The 17890-nt window shown below is 71.4% G+C and carries 20 protein-coding genes and 2 pseudogenes; 12 read left to right on the top strand and 10 right to left on the bottom strand.

The window, feature by feature from the left end:
• Positions 1-159 precede the first annotated feature (159 nt).
• Positions 160-1722: an alpha-L-arabinofuranosidase B gene (locus tag BLW85_RS02205; protein WP_244174793.1), complete on the top strand. Its 1563-nt coding sequence runs from the start codon at positions 160-162 to the stop codon at positions 1720-1722.
• Between the two features lie 251 nt (positions 1723-1973).
• Complete coding sequence (locus BLW85_RS02200; RefSeq protein WP_070029258.1) at positions 1974-2534, top strand: hypothetical protein; 561 nt, start codon at positions 1974-1976, stop codon at positions 2532-2534.
• Between the two features lie 55 nt (positions 2535-2589).
• Here the strand turns inward: BLW85_RS02200 and BLW85_RS02195 are convergent, their stop codons facing one another.
• Both BLW85_RS02195 and BLW85_RS02190 read right to left on the bottom strand, forming a co-directional pair.
• Positions 2590-3297 carry a B3/B4 domain-containing protein gene (locus BLW85_RS02195; protein ID WP_074990237.1) on the bottom strand — a complete coding sequence of 236 codons (708 nt, stop codon included), beginning with the start codon at positions 3295-3297 and terminating at the stop codon, positions 2590-2592.
• Between the two features lie 128 nt (positions 3298-3425).
• Positions 3426-4262: an EamA family transporter gene (locus tag BLW85_RS02190; RefSeq protein ID WP_074990236.1), complete on the bottom strand. Its 837-nt coding sequence runs from the start codon at positions 4260-4262 to the stop codon at positions 3426-3428.
• A gap of 119 nt (positions 4263-4381) precedes the next feature.
• Between BLW85_RS02190 and BLW85_RS02185 the strand changes: the two genes are divergently transcribed.
• The 3 genes from BLW85_RS02185 (at position 4382) to BLW85_RS02175 (ending at position 5896) form a co-directional block, all read left to right on the top strand.
• Positions 4382-4966: a helix-turn-helix domain-containing protein gene (locus tag BLW85_RS02185; RefSeq protein ID WP_074990235.1), complete on the top strand. Its 585-nt coding sequence runs from the start codon at positions 4382-4384 to the stop codon at positions 4964-4966.
• Between the two features lie 49 nt (positions 4967-5015).
• Positions 5016-5486: an STAS domain-containing protein gene (locus BLW85_RS40720; RefSeq protein WP_079172226.1), complete on the top strand. Its 471-nt coding sequence runs from the start codon at positions 5016-5018 to the stop codon at positions 5484-5486.
• A gap of 137 nt (positions 5487-5623) precedes the next feature.
• Positions 5624-5896 (top strand): DUF4190 domain-containing protein, encoded by a 273-nt coding sequence (locus tag BLW85_RS02175; protein WP_074990234.1) that lies wholly within the window; start codon positions 5624-5626, stop codon positions 5894-5896.
• A 66-nt stretch (positions 5897-5962) separates the two neighbouring features.
• Here the strand turns inward: BLW85_RS02175 and BLW85_RS02170 are convergent, their stop codons facing one another.
• Positions 5963-6772 (bottom strand): inositol monophosphatase family protein, encoded by an 810-nt coding sequence (locus tag BLW85_RS02170; RefSeq protein WP_074995930.1) that lies wholly within the window; start codon positions 6770-6772, stop codon positions 5963-5965.
• A gap of 101 nt (positions 6773-6873) precedes the next feature.
• On the opposite strand from BLW85_RS02170, the gene BLW85_RS02165 reads away from it, so the two are divergent.
• On the top strand, positions 6874-7848 hold the full coding sequence (locus tag BLW85_RS02165) for an Lrp/AsnC family transcriptional regulator (RefSeq protein WP_107409056.1): 975 nt from the start codon (positions 6874-6876) through the stop codon (positions 7846-7848).
• Positions 7849-8027: 179 nt separating this feature from the next.
• Complete coding sequence (locus BLW85_RS02160; protein ID WP_425275324.1) at positions 8028-8678, top strand: hypothetical protein; 651 nt, start codon at positions 8028-8030, stop codon at positions 8676-8678.
• A gap of 63 nt (positions 8679-8741) precedes the next feature.
• Here the strand turns inward: BLW85_RS02160 and BLW85_RS39170 are convergent.
• Together BLW85_RS39170 and BLW85_RS02155 are read right to left on the bottom strand one after the other, a co-directional pair.
• Positions 8742-8836 (bottom strand): annotated as a pseudogene (locus tag BLW85_RS39170).
• A gap of 124 nt (positions 8837-8960) precedes the next feature.
• The gene (locus tag BLW85_RS02155) at positions 8961-9674 is read right to left on the bottom strand and encodes a DUF4232 domain-containing protein (RefSeq protein ID WP_074990232.1); all 714 of its coding nucleotides are present in this window, start codon (positions 9672-9674) and stop codon (positions 8961-8963) included.
• Positions 9675-10287: 613 nt separating this feature from the next.
• On the opposite strand from BLW85_RS02155, the gene BLW85_RS02150 reads away from it, so the two are divergent.
• The 3 genes and pseudogenes from BLW85_RS02150 (at position 10288) to BLW85_RS02140 (ending at position 12764) form a co-directional block, all read left to right on the top strand.
• The gene (locus BLW85_RS02150; RefSeq protein ID WP_167381367.1) at positions 10288-11382 is read left to right on the top strand and encodes a YVTN family beta-propeller repeat protein; all 1095 of its coding nucleotides are present in this window, start codon (positions 10288-10290) and stop codon (positions 11380-11382) included.
• A 12-nt stretch (positions 11383-11394) separates the two neighbouring features.
• Positions 11395-11691, top strand: a pseudogene (locus BLW85_RS02145) (TlpA family protein disulfide reductase); the annotation flags it as partial.
• A 176-nt stretch (positions 11692-11867) separates the two neighbouring features.
• Positions 11868-12764 (top strand): DMT family transporter, encoded by an 897-nt coding sequence (locus BLW85_RS02140; RefSeq protein WP_074990229.1) that lies wholly within the window; start codon positions 11868-11870, stop codon positions 12762-12764.
• Positions 12765-12864: 100 nt separating this feature from the next.
• Here the strand turns inward: BLW85_RS02140 and BLW85_RS02135 are convergent, their stop codons facing one another.
• The 5 genes from BLW85_RS02135 to BLW85_RS02115 form a co-directional block, all read right to left on the bottom strand.
• Positions 12865-13320 carry a VOC family protein gene (locus tag BLW85_RS02135; RefSeq protein ID WP_070029247.1) on the bottom strand — a complete coding sequence of 152 codons (456 nt, stop codon included), beginning with the start codon at positions 13318-13320 and terminating at the stop codon, positions 12865-12867.
• A 121-nt stretch (positions 13321-13441) separates the two neighbouring features.
• On the bottom strand, positions 13442-13834 hold the full coding sequence (locus tag BLW85_RS02130; RefSeq protein WP_070029246.1) for a nuclear transport factor 2 family protein: 393 nt from the start codon (positions 13832-13834) through the stop codon (positions 13442-13444).
• A 68-nt stretch (positions 13835-13902) separates the two neighbouring features.
• Positions 13903-14754, bottom strand: a complete 852-nt coding sequence (locus BLW85_RS02125) for an alpha/beta fold hydrolase (protein ID WP_070029245.1) — start codon at positions 14752-14754, stop codon at positions 13903-13905.
• Positions 14755-14825: 71 nt separating this feature from the next.
• On the bottom strand, positions 14826-15317 hold the full coding sequence (locus BLW85_RS02120) for a winged helix-turn-helix transcriptional regulator (RefSeq protein WP_070029244.1): 492 nt from the start codon (positions 15315-15317) through the stop codon (positions 14826-14828).
• Positions 15318-15405: 88 nt separating this feature from the next.
• Positions 15406-16164 carry an N-acetyltransferase gene (locus tag BLW85_RS02115; protein ID WP_074990228.1) on the bottom strand — a complete coding sequence of 253 codons (759 nt, stop codon included), beginning with the start codon at positions 16162-16164 and terminating at the stop codon, positions 15406-15408.
• A gap of 333 nt (positions 16165-16497) precedes the next feature.
• Between BLW85_RS02115 and BLW85_RS02110 the strand changes: the two genes are divergently transcribed.
• Positions 16498-17109, top strand: a complete 612-nt coding sequence (locus tag BLW85_RS02110) for a hypothetical protein (protein WP_143060402.1) — start codon at positions 16498-16500, stop codon at positions 17107-17109.
• A gap of 325 nt (positions 17110-17434) precedes the next feature.
• On the top strand, positions 17435-17875 hold the full coding sequence (locus BLW85_RS02105) for an Lrp/AsnC family transcriptional regulator (protein WP_070029241.1): 441 nt from the start codon (positions 17435-17437) through the stop codon (positions 17873-17875).
• Positions 17876-17890 lie beyond the last annotated feature (15 nt).

Below are 17890 nucleotides of genomic sequence, written 5' to 3'. Positions count from 1 at the left end.
TCCGGCTGCGCCCCGGGCGGCGTCCGGCAGATTGCGCGACCGCTCCTCCCTCACCCCCAGAACGTGCCCTCCGGCGGCCCCTGACGCCCGCCGGGACGGCACCCCATGCCCGAGCACCGGCCCGGGCCCCCCACATCCCCCCTCTGAAGGAGGACACCCGTGTCCGCACCCGCACCGCGCCTGCTGCGCAGGCTCAGAAAGTGGGCGCTGTCCGCTGCCGCCGCCGGAGCGCTCGTCGCCGGCGTACTCGTCGGCGGCGCCCAGACCTCCCAAGCCGCCGGATCGCTGCCCTGCGACCTCTACGCCTCCGGCGGCACCCCCTGCGTGGCCGCCCACAGCACCACCCGCGCGCTGTACTCCTCGTACAACGGGGCGCTGTACCAGGTCCGGCGCGCTTCCGACAACGCCACCAAGGACATCGGAGTGCTGAGCGCCGGCGGATACGCCAACGCCGCCGCGCAGGACTCCTTCTGCTCCGGCACCACCTGCGTCATCACCGTCATCTACGACCAGTCCGGCAAGGGGAACAACCTCACCCAGGCCCCCGGCGGCGGCGCGGCCGGCGGTCCGGACAACCTCGCCAACGCCACCGCGGCCCCGACCACGGTCGCCGGCCACGAGGCGTACGGCGTCTTCGTGGCCCCCGGCACCGGCTACCGCAACGACCACACCTCCGGGATCGCCACCGGTGACCAGGCCGAGGGGATGTACGCCGTCCTGGACGGCACCCACTACAACGGCGGCTGCTGCTTCGACTACGGCAACGCCGAGACCAGCAACAACGACACCGGCAACGGCCACATGGAGGCCATCTACTTCGGCAACATCAAGGTCTGGGGCTACGGCTCGGGCAACGGGCCGTGGGTGATGGCCGACCTGGAGAACGGCCTGTTCTCCGGCGTCAACGCCGGTTACAACGCCAACGATCCCAGCGTCAGCAACAGGTACCAGACCGCCATCGTCAAGGGCGGGCCGAACCAGTGGGCCATCCGGGGCGGCAACGCGGTGTCCGGAGGCCTGTCGACCTACTACAGCGGCGCACGCCCCAACGTCTCGGGCTACAACCCGATGCACAAGGAGGGGGCGATCATCCTGGGCATCGGCGGCGACAACAGCAAGGGCGCGGCGGGAACGTTCTACGAGGGCGTGATGACCTCGGGCTACCCCTCCGACGCCACGGAGAACGCCGTACAGGCCAACATCACATCGGTCGGCTACGGCAACGGCTCGTCCACCGGTCCGGGTTCGCTGACCCCCGGCTCGAAGATCTCGCTGCGGGCCACCACCTCGTGCTGCACCAGCGACTACGTCCAGCACGACGCGGCGGACAGCAACGTGGTGATCGCCCCGATCACCTCCTCCAGCTCCGCCACCGACAGGGGAGACGCGACCTGGGTGGTGCGGGCCGGCCTGTCCAACTCCGCCTGCGTCTCCTTCGAGTCCGCCAACGCCTCGGGCCAGTACCTGCGCCACTCCAACTTCAAACTCCAGCTCAACGCCAACGACGGCACCTCGCAGTTCGCGCAGGACGCCACCTTCTGCCCGCAGACCGGGCACAACGGGCAGGGATACTCGTTCCAGTCCGTCAACTACACCGACAAGTACCTGCGCCACTACAACTACACCGTCTACCTCGCGAGCAACGGCGGCTCCAACGCCTGGGACAGCACCACCTCCTGGAACGACGACACCAGCTGGCTGGTGGGCTCGCCGTGGGCCTGACCGGCACCGCCTGACATCCGACGTCCGCAGCACGGGCGCCGCCCACTCGGGGCGGCGCCCGTGCCGCGCCGGGAACGGATCGTGGCTGTGCCGCACGGGCCCGTGACTTCTCCGTCACCGCCGGTCAGGCGCTGCTCTTCCGTCCCCGAGGAGGCGCTTGCGGAGCGCGTGCTTCATCGTGCCGGGACGGGTACCCGAGCCTGGCCGGACCCACTACCGCTCGCCGGACTCGGTACGCGCAGGAGGCTCCCATGACCGCTCCATCCCCCTCGGCCACGGCCGCACGCCGCTCGGGCTCCCGTGCCGCGGACTCCAAACTGCTCGGTATCTATCTCAACGACCATCTGGCCGGTGCCACCGCGGGCGCGCTGCGGGCCGGTCACCTGGCACGGACCAGCCGCGGTTCCGCGCTCGGCCGGGCCGTCGGTCCCGTGGCCATGGAGATCGCCGAGGACCGGGCGGCGCTGCTGGGCATCATGCGGGACCTGGGCGTCCCCGTCCGCCGCTACAAGGTCTGCGCGGGCTGGGCGGGCGAGAGACTGGGACGGCTGAAGGGCAACGGCCGCCTGATCAGGCGCTCGCCGCTCAGCACGGTGCTGGAGCTGGAGGCGCTGCGCCTCGGCGTGGAGGGCAAGGCGGCCGGGTGGCAGACCCTGCGCCGGCTCTCCGCCGTCGACCAGCGTCTTGATCCGGCCCGGCTCGACACGCTGCTGGAGCGGGCCCGGCGCCAGCAGAACACACTGGAGGAGTGGCGCATCCGCGAGGCCGAGACGGTCTTTGGCGCCGCGAAGAACCAGGCAGGCGGGGCGTAGGGCGGCGTCGGCCGCCCCGGTGACGCCGCAGTCTTCGCGGCCTGCGGGCGGGGGATCAGACGGTGGTCTCGGGCGCCTCGGGGCCGAGGTAGTGCACCTGGGTCTGATCGCTGTGCGGGGCGAGGAGGTCCTGGAGCTGACCGGCGGCGGCGTTGACGAGATGTCCGTCGCGGGAGGCGCGGAGGGTTTCGAGGACGAAGGCGACGCGGGTGGAGTCTTCGGTGACGCGGGTGCGGTGGGCGTCGCGGTGGTTCCAGTGGCGGGTCAGTACGTCGGTGGCGTCGGTGTAGACGATCTCGCCGGCGCTCGGGTGCTCGGTGGTACCGGGTTCGCCGAGCGGGGTGAAGGTCTCGGTGCCGTCGGCGTGGCGGATGTGGACGTCACCGGCGACGCGGTCGAGGTCGAAGGCGCCGGCGGGCAGTCCGTGGCGGACGGAGACGGCGTTGTAGGAGTCGACGGCCGGGTTGATCCGGGGCAGCGTGCCCTTCTTGGCGAGGCGGCGCCCGAGGGCGTCGACGCTGGGCCGGACACGGCGGGGATTGGTGCCGAAGGAGCGGTAGGCGGTGTGCCACGCCTCGATGCGGGGGTCGCTCTCGTCGGCGGGCTGCCAGGCGCCGTCGGCGAGTTGCCGCTCCAGCTGGTCTAGGACGGCGCTGGTGGCGGGCCAGGGCTCGTGGCCGCGCAGCCCGGTGGCGGTGACGACGGCGATCAGGGTGTCGGGGAAGGAGTCGGCGACGGCGGGGCTGATGCGGAAGGTGGTCATCGGGAGGGGTCCGTTCGAAAAGGGCCAGAGGGGTGGGTTGGGGACGTGTCTTCTTCGCAGCGGGCGATGCGGATGCGTCGAGGCCGGTGCCGCACCGGGGCGCCGCCGCGGCGGGCGTGCCGCGACTCTCAGGTGAGGGCCAGCAGGCTGACGGCGACGGCGGCGGTGCCCAGGCCGACGAGCCGGCCGCGGTGGATGTGCTCGGAGAGAACGCTGCGGGCGAGCAGGACGGTGCCGGCCGGGTACAGCGCGGTGATCACGGCGACGACGGCGAGGTCGCCGCTACGGGCGGCGAGCAGGAACAGCAGGTTGGCGAGCGAGTCCAGCACGCCGGCCGTCGCCGATGCCGCGTACGCGGGCTTCTCGGACCCCAGCCTGCGGAACATCAGGCCGGCCGCGGCCAGGGTGACGGCGGAGGAGACGGCGCGGCCGGTGATCAGCGGTGCGACGCCGCTGCCGGAGGGTGCCTGGTGCAGGAAGACCAGTTGCAGGGCGATGGCGGCTCCGGCGCCGATGGCCAGCAGCAGCGCGGTGCGCAAAGGCCGTGCGCCGTCGGCTCCGTGTCCGGCGCTGACCAGCACGACCGCCGCCAGCGCCAGCGGCAGGCCGATCAGCCTGGCCGGGCCCAGGTGCTCGCCCTGCAACAGGCCCACACCGACGGGCAGCATGGCCGAGATCACCGCGGTGACGGGCGACAGGACGTTCATCGGGCCGATCGCGAGCGTGCGGTAGAGGAGGGCGAACGCGGCCGCAGACGCGACACCGGACGCCGCGCCCCAGGCGAGCGTGGCGGGGTCGAAGGACGCGCCGAGGAAGGGCCACAGCAGCAGCTCGACGGTGAGCGAGGCCGGGGCGGCGATCATCACGGTGCGCAGCACGTGGGCCTTGCGGGCGCCCAGGCCGCCCAGGAAGTCGGCGCATCCGTAGGCCAGGGAACTGCCCAGGGCCAGCAGCAGAGCGATCACTCGGTCATCCCTTACTATCAATGGAACGACTACACCGTACAACGCACCGACCGCAGGTAGTCAACCGAACGACTGCCCGGTGCAATGGTATGACCACCTGCTTGGAGGGGCTGACAGCGATGGCCGAGACCGAAGCGGCGCTGCGGACGCTCGCACACAACGTCAGGGCCGCCCGCACCCGGGCGGGGCTGTCCCTGGACGAACTCGGCCGCCGCGCCAAGGTCAGCAAGGGCGCCCTGGTGGGCCTGGAGAAGGCCCAGGGCAACCCGAACTTCGCGACCCTGGTCCGGCTCGCCGACACCCTGGGCATCTCGGTGTCCGCGCTGATGGAAGGGCCGGCCGAGGGCCGTGTGCGGGTGGTGTCCGCCGATGCCGTCATGCCCCTGTGGGCCGGGGAGAAGGGCGGCGAGGCCCGGCTGATGCTGACCACCTCGGGACCGTCCCCGGTCGAGGTCTGGCGCTGGAAACTGGAACCGGGCGAGGAGTACCCCAGCCACCCGCACCAGAGCGGCGTCGTGGAGACCGTCAGCGTCACCGCCGGCGAGATGGTGCTCGTCGTCGACGGCATCGAGCATGCCCTCCGGGCCGGGCAGACGGCCACCTTCGACGGCGACGCCCCCCACACCTACCGCGGCTCCGGCGCGGAGACCTGCCACTTGATCATGACCGTCCACATCCCGCCCGGCCCCGGCTCCGCCAAGTGAACCGCGCGGTCGCTCGCCGCGAACCCCGTTGTCAGTGGCACGTGTGAGCATGGACAGCGGCCGGGTGGATCGGGCGGGCACCGCTAAAGCGAAGGGGCGTGGGACGGCGGGAGCGGGCGAGGCGCGGGGGAGCGGTTGTGAGGACGCCGTCTCGACTCGCTGTCGTCGCCGCAGTTGCGGACGCCGGCGGCGTTGCGGGAGCGCGGTCCCGTCAAGTTGGCGGGTCTGGCCGAGGTGTTGGGGCGAACTCGACCACACCAACGCCGACGAGCCGCGTGAGCGGATCGCCACGATCACCCTGCGGCCGGCCCGCCGTCTCGTCCTGGACCTGGCCGGCATGGAGTTCCGCGACTCCAGCGGCATCACCGCCCTGATCGTCGCCCGCAACCACGCCCTCGCCGCCCAGGCGCACATCGCCCTGGCCGCCGTACCGGACCACACGACGCGCATCCTGCGCATCGTCGGCCTCGACCAGATCTTCACCGTCCTGCCCGACAGCCCGGCCACCGACCGGCCCTGACCACCACAGGACACCGACGGCCGTACCCGCAGGGGGACTTGTGCGTGCCCCCTCGCAGGCATGACCCGGCGGTGACGGGCAACCAGTAGGAAACCGAAGGGTAAAGACAAAGCCACACGACGGTTTGGGAGACACCAATGGCGTCCTACAGCCGAACAGGCACGCACAAGACGAGCCGGACGAGCGGACTGGCGATCGCGGGACTGGTCTGCGGCATCGTCGGCATCTTCCTCCTGCCGATCGTCCTGGGGCCGCTGGCCATCGTCTTCGGCGCCGTGGCGCTGCGTCAGACCGGTTCCCTGATGGCGAAGTGGGCCATCGGCCTCGGAGTGCTCGACATCGTCCTTATGATCCTGATGCTCGCCGTCGCCGCCGGCAACGGCGGCGGCTTCTCCTGGCACATCGGCTGATCCGCGCCCGTCTTGACCGCGCAAGGCGTCCACGGCGCCGGTCCGCAGAGGGTACGGACGGCCGGGTCACCGCCGTGGCGCGCCGTCCTCGGTGAGGATGTCCAGCAGCCGGCCGTGCAGGTGCGCGGACGCGACGAGGATGCCGTCCGCGCCGGGGGACCAGGGCTCGCCGTCCAGGTCGGTGACGACGGCGCCCGCCTCCCGGGCGATCAGGACGCCCGCCAGCAGATTGGTGTCGTCGCGGCCGTACTGCCAGAACGCGTCGAGGCGGCCGGCCGCGGTGTCGGCGATCTGCCAGGAGGTGGGCCCCAGGTTGCGCACGGCGCCCACGTGGGGGAGTACGGCGGTGAGGGAGCGGCCCGCCTCGTGTGCCGCTTCGGGCTGCCGGGCGATGAGCGGGGGCTGGCTGGTGGCGACGATCGCGGCGGCCGCGTCGGTCTTGACCGAAGGGCTAACGGGGCGGCCGTCACGCGTGGCGCCGAGGCCGTGGGCGGCCAGGTAGGTCTCGCCGAACAGCGGTGCGTGCAGTACGGCCGCCACCGGCCTCCCGTCCCGGACGAGCGTCAGGCTGACGCAGAACTGCGGCAGCCCCTGTATGAACTGCACCGCCCCGTCGACCACGTCGACGCACCACACCTCGCCGTCGGCGGGCAGCGCGGCCAGGCTGTCCAGTTCCTCCGTCCAGCCCACGCGCGGGCGGAGGGCCGCCAGCCGGTCGCGCAGCACCGCCACGACCGGCGCCTCCAGTTCCCGCCAGGCCCGGGCGTAGCCGTCGAAGGTGGCCGCCGTCACGGGGCGCGGCAGCCCCCCGAGCAATTCGCCGGCCTCGCGCGCGGCGGCCTCCATACCGGTCAGCAGCTTGTCGTACGTCGTCATGGCGAACTCCACGGGCGGAACGAACGGGAACGCTTCGATCCTCGCCCCGGGCCCTCGGCCACCCGCCCTCCGTGCCGCGAACGTGAGCGATACTGCCACTCGTGACCGGTGAAGTGGCGGATCGGGTCCTCGATGAGCGGGACCAACGGCTTGTCGCGGCGCTGCAGTGTGACGGGCGGCTGTCCGCGCACCGGGCCGGCGCGGTGCTGGGCATGAGCCCGCGCACGGTGCACCGGCGGTGGCAGGCGCTGACGGCCGAGGGCGTCTGCCGGGTCGTCGCGCTGCCCGAACGTCCCGACGCCGTAGGCGCGTTGTTGCTGCGGATCCGTGCCCTCGGCGGCAGGCTCGACGCCCTCACCGCCGCGCTGGTGGCCCGACCGGACATCCCGTTCGTCGACCTGTCGGCCTCGGGCGACGAGATCCTCGCCGTCTCCTGGACCCGGCCCGGCACCCGGGACCACCTGGTCTTCCGCGAACTGCCGGCGACCCGGGCCGTCACCTCGGTCACCGCCGACACCATCCTGCACGCGTTCGCCGAAGCCTCGGACTGGCGTCACGGCGTGCTCACCGAGGCCGAACGCACCGTCCTGACGCCGGTCACGACAGCCGGTCACGGAACATCGGACGACATCGACCGGGACATCATGGCCGTGCTGGAATCCGACGCGAGAACACCGGCCGCCGCCGTGGCCGCGCACACCGGGCACCCCGAGTCCACCGTGCGGCGTCGCATCGCCCGCCTCGCCGCCACGAGACGGCTGCGCACGCACGTCGTGGTCGATCCCGGGCGACTGGGACTGACCATCGACGCCAACGTGATGATGCGGGTGGCGCCTGACCGGCTGGATGCGGCCGGACGGGCGCTGGGCAGACACCCGGCGGTGCACGGGGCCTTCGCCACCACAGGCGTCGCCAACCTGCACGCCGCCGTCTGGGTGCGCGACCTGGCGCACCTCTACCAGTTCATCACCCGCGACCTGGGCAGCCTCGGTGTCGACGCCGTCGAGACCGTCATCATCGGGCAGGCGGTCAAGCGACCGGGCAATCCCGTCGCGGCCCGAACACCCGGGAGATGAGAACCGCCACGTCGCACGCCAGGCACCCGCCTGGGAGGTCACCGGCCTCGCCGACGTCCGGGACGAAGACATGCCTGCCGTGGCCGACGCACTGCTCGCCGCCCGCACGCACGGCGCAGGCCCGGGTCGGGGTTCCGATGAGGAGACGCGGTCGAACCGCTGTTCAGTACCATGCCCGCATGGACAGCGCGGACGAGGAGCGGGACCTTCTCGGGGAACGGGATCTTCCCGACTGGCGGGTGCTCGTCGTCGGGGGCGCGTCGGGGATGGGGAAGACCGGTGTCGGCCGGGCACTGGCGCGGCGGTACGGCGTTCCCGTCGTGGAGGCCGACGACATCGTGGAGGCCCTTCTCGCGGTGACCCTGCCCGAGCATCTGCCGGAGGTCCACTTCTGGCGTACTCACCCCGAAGCCGCCCGCCAGGCGCCCGAGTCGGTGGTCGAGCGGCAGATCGCGATCGCCCGGGCACTGGCACCGGCGATCGACGCGGTGGTCGCCAACCACGTGGACACCGACACCCCGGTGATCCTGGAAGGCGACTACATCCTGCCCGCACCGGCGACGCCGGGAGACCGGGTCCGCGCCGTCTTCCTGCACGAGGACGACGAGGCGCAGGTGACGGCCAACTACCTGCGACGGGAACCGGAGGCCGGACCGCAGCGCCATCGCGCACGGGTCAGCGTGCTGTACGGCCGGTGGCTCGCCGCGCAGGCACGGGCGGCCGGCGTGCCGGTCGTCGCTCCGCGTCCGTGGGACGACCTGGCCGGCCGTGTCGCCGAGGCGGCGGCGCTCCCGCGCCCGTCTTCGGCGCTCGACGCCTGCACGAACTGAAGCGCGACGCCATCGGCACGCCGCTCGCCGGGAGTTACGCGGCGAGCGGCGTGCCGGATGAGGCGGAGAGGGCAGGATTTGAACCTGCGTGGACCCTTGCGGATCCGACCTCGAGGCGTGCTCGCCGGTCCCCGATCAGCCACTCCGGGCACCTCTCCTCGCTCCCGACCCCGGTGGTTCCCGGGGCCGTTCACGTGAAAGAGAGTGACACGGATCCCTGACACGGGGCTGACGTGACGAAGACCGGGGCGAGGGCGCCGGCGGCCCGAACCGTCGGTGCGGTCACTTGCCGGTGCCGGTGTGGTAGCCGACGGGGTCGACGTAGACGTCGGGGGCGTTGCCGGCGGTCGCGGGGACGGTGATGTTCAGGCCGTCGAGGTCCATGACGTCGAAGACGGTCTCGTTGGGCGGGGTGACGGCGAGCTTGGTGTAGGTCTTGCCGGAGCCGCTGGTGTCGGGGATGTAGTGGAGGAGGAAGCGGGTCTCCTCGCCCGGGGCGATGGTGACGGCGGGGCCGGTGGTGTCGGTGCGGGCGGCGTCGGGGCCTTTGTCGCCCAGGCCGTCGGCACCGAGGAGCTGGACGCCGGGGAAGCCGTGCATGCTGCAGGTGGCGGAGCCGGTGTTCTTCAGGTTGACGACGATCTCGTTCTCGACTCCCGCGGAGGCGGCGCTGAAGCCGAGGTGCGCGGTCTTGCACGGGGCGCCCGACGTGGCGGTCCCGGTGCGGGCGGCGGCCTTCTTCCCGGTGCCGCCGCTGGTGCCGGCTCCCGTGCCGGTGCTGCCGCCGGTGCCGGTCCCGGTGCCGCCGCTGGTGCCGCCGGAGGTGCCGGGGGAGGACGCGCCGGCCGCGCCCTGGCCACCCGTGGAGCTGCTCGCGGAAGCCGACGTGCTGCCCTGTGCCGCCGTGCTCGAACCGTCGCTGCCGCCGCACGCGGTCAACGACAGGCCCGCCGCGGCGACGATCACGGCGAGGGCGGAGATCTTCTTGACACGCATGTGCACTCCTGCGAAGTGGTCTTGTCCGGCCCACTCGAACTGGCGAGCCGCTGTCGTTCGTCTCTGCAGATGCCTGCTTGGAGGCGGGCCGTTGCGTTGCCGGTCGCATCAAGATGCCGCTGTGACAGGCGAGTTGATGATCTGTGACAACTGCTTGCGCGAACCGGGACGAACCCGGTGAACGGGCGTGCACGACGGGACTCGACGGAGGCGGCCGTGCCGGGTCATGCCGTGATCCGCCCCGTTCCGTCACGCACTCGGTGACCGCGGCCGGACAGCGCTGGCGTGCCCGTGCGAGGATCGCCACTCCGTCTCGCTCGCCGTCCGATCGAGTGGAACCACTGGCCTTCCCGGGTGAACCGACGACGGCCACCACCTGCACCGCCCCACGACGCCGTCGGCGCAGGCCCGCCGGTGGCACGGTCGCCGCGTCGGGCAGCCCACCGCGCGCGGACCGTAGACGCTGGACGCGTGCCCGCCGCGTCGGACGGCTGCCGCAAGCGTGCCCCGCGGTCGCGGATCGGCGTGCGCCCCGTGAAAGGGCATCCATCTGATGGCCCCAATGAGAGGGCCCGGGCGTTTCGTCTCGCGGTCTTCCGTCAACACACTGGCCATGACTGGCAACCTGCCTCCCCGGCCGAGCGGTCCGGCCTGCCGGGTCGCGCGGGCGCACACGGTGGTGGCGGAGCCACGGCTCGGCGCCGGTCCGGAAGCCGTGGCGGTGGACACCGCGGCGCGCCGCGCCTATGTGGCCTGTTCCCGCGACAACGCGGTCGTCGCCGTGGACCTCGACCGCTGCGTTCCGGTGTGGCGGGCCGACGTGGGACGAGAACCGATCCCCGTCGTGCTGGATCTGCCGAGCCGGCGGCTGTTCACGGCCGACGCCCGCTCCGACACCGTCACCGTCCTCGACGCCGACACCGCCGTACGTGTCGCACGTATCCCCGTCGGGAAGGACGCCTACCCGGCGGGGCTGGGACACGACCCGGAACGCCGGCGGATCTTCTGCGGCAACACCGCGGCCGGCACGATCACGGCCATCGACGCCGACCGCCTGGAGGTGATCGGTACGATTCCCGCCGAGCTGGGGGCGGGAAGCATCGCCGTGGACGGCCGTCGGGGGCGCGGGTACTGCGCCAACTTCATGTCCGCCTCAGTGACCGTGTTCGACACGCAGACCCTGCGCCCCCTGGAGCGGATCGCCGTCGGCGAGGGGCCGTGCAAGGTCGTCGTCAACCCCGTGGTCGACCAGCTCTACGTGGCCGGTTCCCTGCATGGCACGGTGCTGAGGCTGTCCCTCGCGACGGGACGCCCCCTGGACGAGGTGAGGGTGGAGCGGGCCCCCGTCGGCATGTGCGTGGCACCGGACGGAAGCCGGTTGTACGTCTGCAACCGGGGCGCGGGGACCGTCAGCGTCATCGATGCCGTCGGCGGGACGGAGACGCACCGCATCACCGTCGGCAACGGCCCAGGCGACTGCCAGATCGACGCCTCCTCCGGGCGGCTGCTGGTCTCGAACGCCGGAAGCGGCACGCTCACCGTGGTGGACCGGCCGTGGCTGCCCGGTGCCGAGCGGCCGCCCACCCACGCCGCGGTCGGCAGGAGGCTCCCCGAGTTCGCTCTGCCGGACGCCCGCACCGGCGAGGTGCGTACGACGAGGGAATGGGCGGAGAAGAGATACCTGATCAACTTCTTCGCCAGCTGGTGAGGCCCCTGCAACGCGGAGGCGCCGGTCATCGAGGAACTGCGCCTGCGTACCGCCCGGTCCGGGCTGGACTTCATCCATATCAACGTGTGGGAGTCGCGCCACGCGCGCGCCGAGGCGCTCGCCTTCGCCGACGTGTGGAACGTCGCGGGACCGATCCTGTTGGACGAGACCGGCGACTACGCCGCCGCGCTCGGCATCACCGGAGTCCCCACCAACGTCCTGGTCGACGCGCGGGGAATCGTGCGGGCGGTCGGTGCGGTGACCCCCGCCGAACTGGAACAGGCCGTTCGCGCGTTGCTGTCGGAGTGACACCACGCCTCAGGTGCCGCCAAGGCCGGGGCTGGGGAGCGGTGAGGAGGTCTGCGATGCCCCGACCGGCCAGACGTGGCGCCACTGCGGCGGCCCGCGCCGACCGGCGTAGGAGCCCTGTGCGGCCCCGGACGGCTCGGCGGCGATCCGGGCTGCCGCGTCACCCTGCCTGGGGGATGGCGGTCGGTGCCCTGTGCGTGTCCGCGTCCGCGGTGCTGCTGGGACTCGCCCGGACCGACCCGGGGACGGCCTCGTTCTACCGCTGTGTCCTGGCGCTGCCCGCGCTGGTGGTGCTGGCGCTGCCGGAGCGTCGCCGGCAGGGGCCGCCGTCCCGCGGACAGTACGGCCTCGCGCTGCTCGCGGGCGCCGCGTTCGCCTGGGACATGCTGCTGTGGACCCAGGCGATCGCCGAGGTCGGCGCGGGCCTGTCCACCGTGCTGGTCAACGTGCAGGTGGTGCTGGTTCCCTTGCTGGCCCGGGCGATCGACCGGGAGCCGGTGCCGCGTTCCTTTCTGCTCTGGGTGCCGGTGATCCTCTTGGGTGTCGTGCTGACCGGAGGGGTGGTAGAGGGCGGCGCGTCCGGCAGCGACCCGCGGGCGGGCACGCTCCACGCGGTGCTGGCGGCCGTGTGCTATTCGGTGTTCCTGTTCCTGCTGCGACGCGGTGGCCACGGCGGGTTCGTCCGGCAGCGGTACGTCCTGGTGATCGCCTGCGCCGCGGTGGTGTCGCTGGTGGCCGGCCGGTTCTCCTACGGGCTGGATCTCACACCCGGCTGGAAGGTCATGGGCTGGCTGCTGGCGGTGGCGGTCTCCAGCCAGGTGGTGGGGTGGCTGCTGGTCGCCTCGACCTCACCGATGCTGAGCAGCCACGTCGGGGCCGTGCTGTTGCTCCTGACGCCGGTGGGAGCGGTCGCGCTGGGCGCGGTCGTACTGGGCGAACGGCCCACCGCGCTGCAACTGGCCGGCTGTGTCCTGATCCTGGTCAGCGCCTACTGCGCAGCCGCCCGGGAGATCCGCCCGCACCGCCGGCCGGATCGTCCGGCGATCCGACGGGGGAGATCCGGCGAACGATGAGTGGCGCGACCGGCGACGTGTCCGCCGACAGCGATGCGTGGCGGCGGTGCTGGTCGCGGCCGTGAACGAGTGGCCGTGACCAGCACCGTCGCAACGGTCCTCAGACGACGTCGAATTCGTTGCCCTCGGGGTCCTGCATGGTGGCGGCGTACAGCCCCGTGTCCGGGTCGTCGTTGATCCGCAGCACGGTGGCACCGGCTTTCACCAGCCGTTCCACCGTGGCCTCGACCCGCCGTGCGCGGACGTCCAGTGGGATGTCACGGCTCCCGCCGACCTTCAGGTCGAAGTGCCACCGGTTCTTGGCGACCTTCGGCTCCGGAACCTGCTGGAACCACACCCTCGGTCCACGTCCCGCGGGATCGATGATCGACTCCGGGACGTCCCCGGCACCGGTCGGCAACTCTGCCTCGGGCACCCCCGTCGCCGCCCAGTAAGCACGCCACGTGGCGTAGCCGGCCGGCGGAGGCTCAGGCACGTAGCCCAGGGCCTCGGCCCAGAAAGTCACCATTCTCCGCGGATCGGAACAGTCGATCGTCAGCTGCACTGTCATCTCCATGCTCGGAGCATCCCAGGCAGGTCTGACGGACGTTACACTCGCGCGACAGGCGTTGGGCGTACTCGACCCAGGGCCGTCACGCCCGGTGCGGCCCGGCCGCCGGTTCGCCGGCCCGTGGGTGTCACATCACGGCGTCGGTGCGCAGTGGGCCGGCGGTGATGTGGATCGTGCGGATCGTCCCGCTGTCGTCGAGGCGGTACAGGTGCATGAACGGGGCCCGTACGGTGGTGTCCGGGGCGGTCTTCTTCGCCATGGTGGCCTCCCCGCGCAGGAACAGGACCCCGTCGGGGGCCTCCCAGCACTCCAGGACGGTGTGCTCGATGTGCAGGGGCTCGTCGATCTTCACGAAGAACGCTTTTATGGCCTCGGCACCCACCACGTGGGCGGTGCCGAAGAACATCTCGGTGTCGTCGGTCGTCCGGGCGAAACCCTCGCCGAAATCGAGGGTGTCGATCTCGCGCATGAGCTGTCGGACCCATGTCGGCACGGGAGCGGGAGCGGCATGCTGCGTCATCGTTGTTCTCCTCGCTGTGTTCCTGTGTTCCTGTGTTCCTGTGTTCCGCTGCCGCCCTCGTCGTCGGGTCAGGCGGCAAGACGGGCTCCGAGGAAGGCGTCGATGGTCGCGTTGACCTCTTCGGGGTTCTCCCGCGCGGCCAGGTGGGCGGTGTGCGGCAGCACGCGGAAGGTGCTGCCTTCGATGGCGTCGGCCATCCTCCGCACCGCGTGCACGGGGAACTGGCTGTCTTCCTCCCCGGCGACGATCAGGACAGGGATGCCGACCGGAATGGTCGCCAGCAGCCGGTGCTCGTCCCTGCGCCCGATGAGGACACTGCGGAGCGCCCACGCGACGGACTTGGGGTCGTTGTCCAGCACGACGTCGATGTACTCCAGGAACTCGGGGTTCTCGGCCTCGGCGGTCGGGCCGGCGAACGCCGAGCGCGCGGCCCTGGCGGCCAGTTGCGGCATGCGGGCGTGCACCGCGAGGTAGGCGGCCAGTCCGGTCGCCCAGACGCTCTCGAACGTCGTGGGCAGCGACGCGGTGCAGTTGATGCCGACGGCAGCGGCGGTGCGTCCGGGGTGGTACGCCGGGAAGACCCCTGCCAGCATGCCGCCCCAACTGTTGCCCACCAGGACGCACGTGTCGATGCCGAGCGCGTCCAGGACCTCGACCAGCGCGTCGGCGCATTCCTTGAGGTCGATGATCCGCCGCAGCGCGTCGGACCTGCCGTGTCCGGGACTGTCGACGAGCACCACGCGGTGCGTGGGCGCGAAGTGCTCGTACTGGAACCGCCACATGGTGCCGTCCATCATCAGGCTCGGCCAGAAAACCATGGCCGGGCCGTCGATCCGACCGCCCACCCGCACGTTCAGCAGGCCGAGGGATGTCGGTATCAGCTTCTCGGTGACGTCGTTGAGCCAGTCCGTTCGTGACATGGTCACTCCTCACCCCGAGGTTCGAGTAGAGCCGTTACTCGTAGCGTACTGCAAGTAGTAGCAAATGCTGACTACTTGAGATCGGCTTCCGTGGTCGCTCTCTCTGTGCTCGCTGCCTCCTCTGCCGGGAGTGGGTGCAAATCGGCGGCTTCGATGGGTTGGTGACAGTGGCTGCAGGAGAGATAGGGCTCCGTCTCGTATCCGCAGGAGGTGTGCAGCAGGGCCCGTGCCGGCGCCGCCTCGCCGTCGGCGCGGGTCTCGGCCCAGCGGGTGACCGCCACGACGGCCGGCACGACCAACTCCCGCGCGCCCTCGGTCAGTCGGTACTCGTACCAGGGCTTGTCCGCCCGATAGGCGTGCTTCTCCAGCAGGCCCAGCTCGGTGAGGTGGTTCAGCCGCGCCGTGAGCATCGTCGCCGAAATGCCCAGCTCGCGCTTGAGTTCGCCGAACCGGTGGACTCCGAAGAAGACCTCGCGCAGGATCTGGTAGTTCCAGCGCTCGGAGATCGCCGCCAGGAACGCTTGCCCGTGCTGGAAGACGACCGGCCGTGCCTTGTCCGTCACAGGGACTCCTCGTTGGTATGCATGCAAAACTAGTAGCAATACGATACCGATGGGTCCTCTTGTTCGCGGCGGTGGCCGACCGGTGTGGTCAGGTGACGGGCGTCTCCACTTTGTGCCGGACCCATACATTGGGCTCGACGTACACGGCTCGGTCGTGTGCGGTGTCGCAGTGCACCGGGACGAGGGCGCCTGGTACGTCGATTTCGCCGTCGCTGACGAAGGGCAGGCCGGTCCACTGGCGCCACTGGGACAGCGAGCCGCTGATCGTCATCGATGCCGGGGCGATCTTCTGGATGCTGCCACCGGCCCTGACGTGCACTCGGAGCCAGGGGTCGGTCGGAAGCCCGTCGTCGCGCCGCCGCCGGACGTAGTCGGCCATGGTGACGCGCGGTTCGCGGTGCTTGGCCGTGGGGCGCACCGGGGCCAACAGCACGTTGTGGCCCTGCCGGCCGACGGCGTCCCGCAGCGCGGCCAGCATGCGGTAGGACAGGCCACGGTCGAGATATGCGGTGTCCACCGTGATCTCCAGAGCGCTGACCGTCGTCGGCGAGTGCCCATGGCGCTGGTCGCGGAACGCCCAGACGAGTACCTGGTCCCAGCCCTTGTCCGGCATGTCCTCACGGCCGTCGAGGTCTTTGTCGAACGGCACGCTCAGCCCACGGGCGACGACGCGGTCGCCGTCCGTCGCCACCACGCAGTAGTGGGGGAAGTCCTCGGCCACCCGGCTCAGCAGGGCTTCGGCAACCGGATCGTGGGGGATGAAGGCCGGCCACGTCTCGGTGATCTCGTAGATCCGGGAGATCAACGAGGGACGCTCGACAAGCGGGGTGATCACGATGCTGTCCATCTCAGTCACGGCGGGACCCTGCCACGGGAACGTCCCTCCTGGCCAACGGTTTGTCCTGCCCGGTCCGAAGCCATCAGCCAAGGGCCGAACGGGGGTTGGGGGGCCATCCGTCGTCCACACGGCCGCCCGCCGCCGGCATGAGCCCCCGACGGCGAACATCCTCGGGAAGTTCTGTGCGGGGCCTCGCGAGCGCGGTTCGTTCGTGCGATGGTGACGACTGAGACGCGGGCGCGGCGTTGCGGCTCTCACGGCTCGACGTGCTTTCCGGGGGGCGAGGTGGCGGGGTTACCGACGCCGGAGACGGCGGCGTTCGCACAGTGGCTGCGGAGACTGGTGGACGGACGACCGCGTCGGGAGTTGCAGGACGCCTGCCGTGTCGGTGACGTGGTGTGGGAGCAGTACCTCAGCGGTCGGCTGCTGCCCGGACCGAGCGAGGGCGACGAGCTCGTCCGAACACTGGTGGACCGTTGTGTCACCGACCCACGACAACGGGAGCAGGCGTACGGCGAGGGTGCCGCCTGGCTGCGCCGAGCGTGGGAGGCCGAACACGGCCGACCGCCGGTGACGATGCCGAAACCTCCGCCCTTTCCGCCCCTCCCGGCAGCGCCGCCCCGGCCACCCGGCCTCCCACCGCGGCCGGGACTGCGACGCCGGCAGCGCCGCCTGCTGTACGTCGGCTACCTCGCCGCTCCCCTCGGCTACTGCGCCTACGTGATCGAAACGCGTGCCGGGCAGTGGGAGTACCTCCCTGCCCTGGGCATACTCTGGTGGGCCTTGACGCTCGGTGGTCTGGCGGCCGGCATCCGGCTGGTCTCCTCCGCGCCGCCCGCGACCGGTGCTCGCCGGCGGGCCGTCGCCTGCACCGTCTGGTGCGGCGCCTGGTTGCTCTATTGCTGGCTGTTCTACCGAGACCAGGTGTCCTGGCTGCCGGGGTTCGGACCCTGAGTGTAGGGCGGACCGACACGTGCGGCGGCCGCGCACCGCCGCTCGTACGGCCGGCCGGCCAGGTAGCCGTTCAGACCCGGTTGCCTCGCCTTCTCGTCATGGGCCTCCTGCCCGTCTCACGGCTCCTCCTCACACCGCGGTCCGGGTGTCGGCCCGGGATGTCGTCATGGCCGGGACTGCCGGGCGCCGAGCGATCACGAGGACTCGTGTACCCGCTCCCTCGCTCGATTCGATCGACTTGACGCTTGAATCGCGCGCGCTGATCCGGCATGGTGCTTGAAACAAGTGCGATGCCTGCGGTTCGCGTAGGCGGGAGAGGTGCTTCATGGACGAGATCGACCGGGCCATCCTGCGGGAGCTACAGGTCGACGGCCGGATCCCGTACGCCGACCTGGGGCCGAAGGTCGGGTTGTCACCCTCGGCCGCGAGGCTCCGGCTCCAGCGGCTGATCGACGCCAAGGCGGTCCAGGTCGTCGGAGTGACCGATCCGATGACCATGGGCCAGCAGGCGATGGCGCTCCTCGGCCTGCGCGTCGACGGCGATCCCCGGGCGGTCGCCGACGAGCTGTCCCGGCACGACGAAGTCGTGTACACGGTCCTGACGGCCGGCGGCTTCGATCTGTTCGTGGAGGTGGTGTGCGGTCAGCCCCGGGAGCTGCTGGACTTCATCAACGACGTCGTGCGGCCCGTCGAGGGGGTCACGACGGTAGAGAACTTCCCCTACTTCGGGATCCACACGCACCGTTTCCTGTGGCACGTCGACTGAGACGTCCGAGCATCC

Source organism: Streptomyces misionensis (genome assembly GCF_900104815.1).
GTDB classification, from domain to species: domain Bacteria; phylum Actinomycetota; class Actinomycetes; order Streptomycetales; family Streptomycetaceae; genus Streptomyces; species Streptomyces misionensis.
This window is presented reverse-complemented; position numbering and strand designations above follow the sequence as displayed.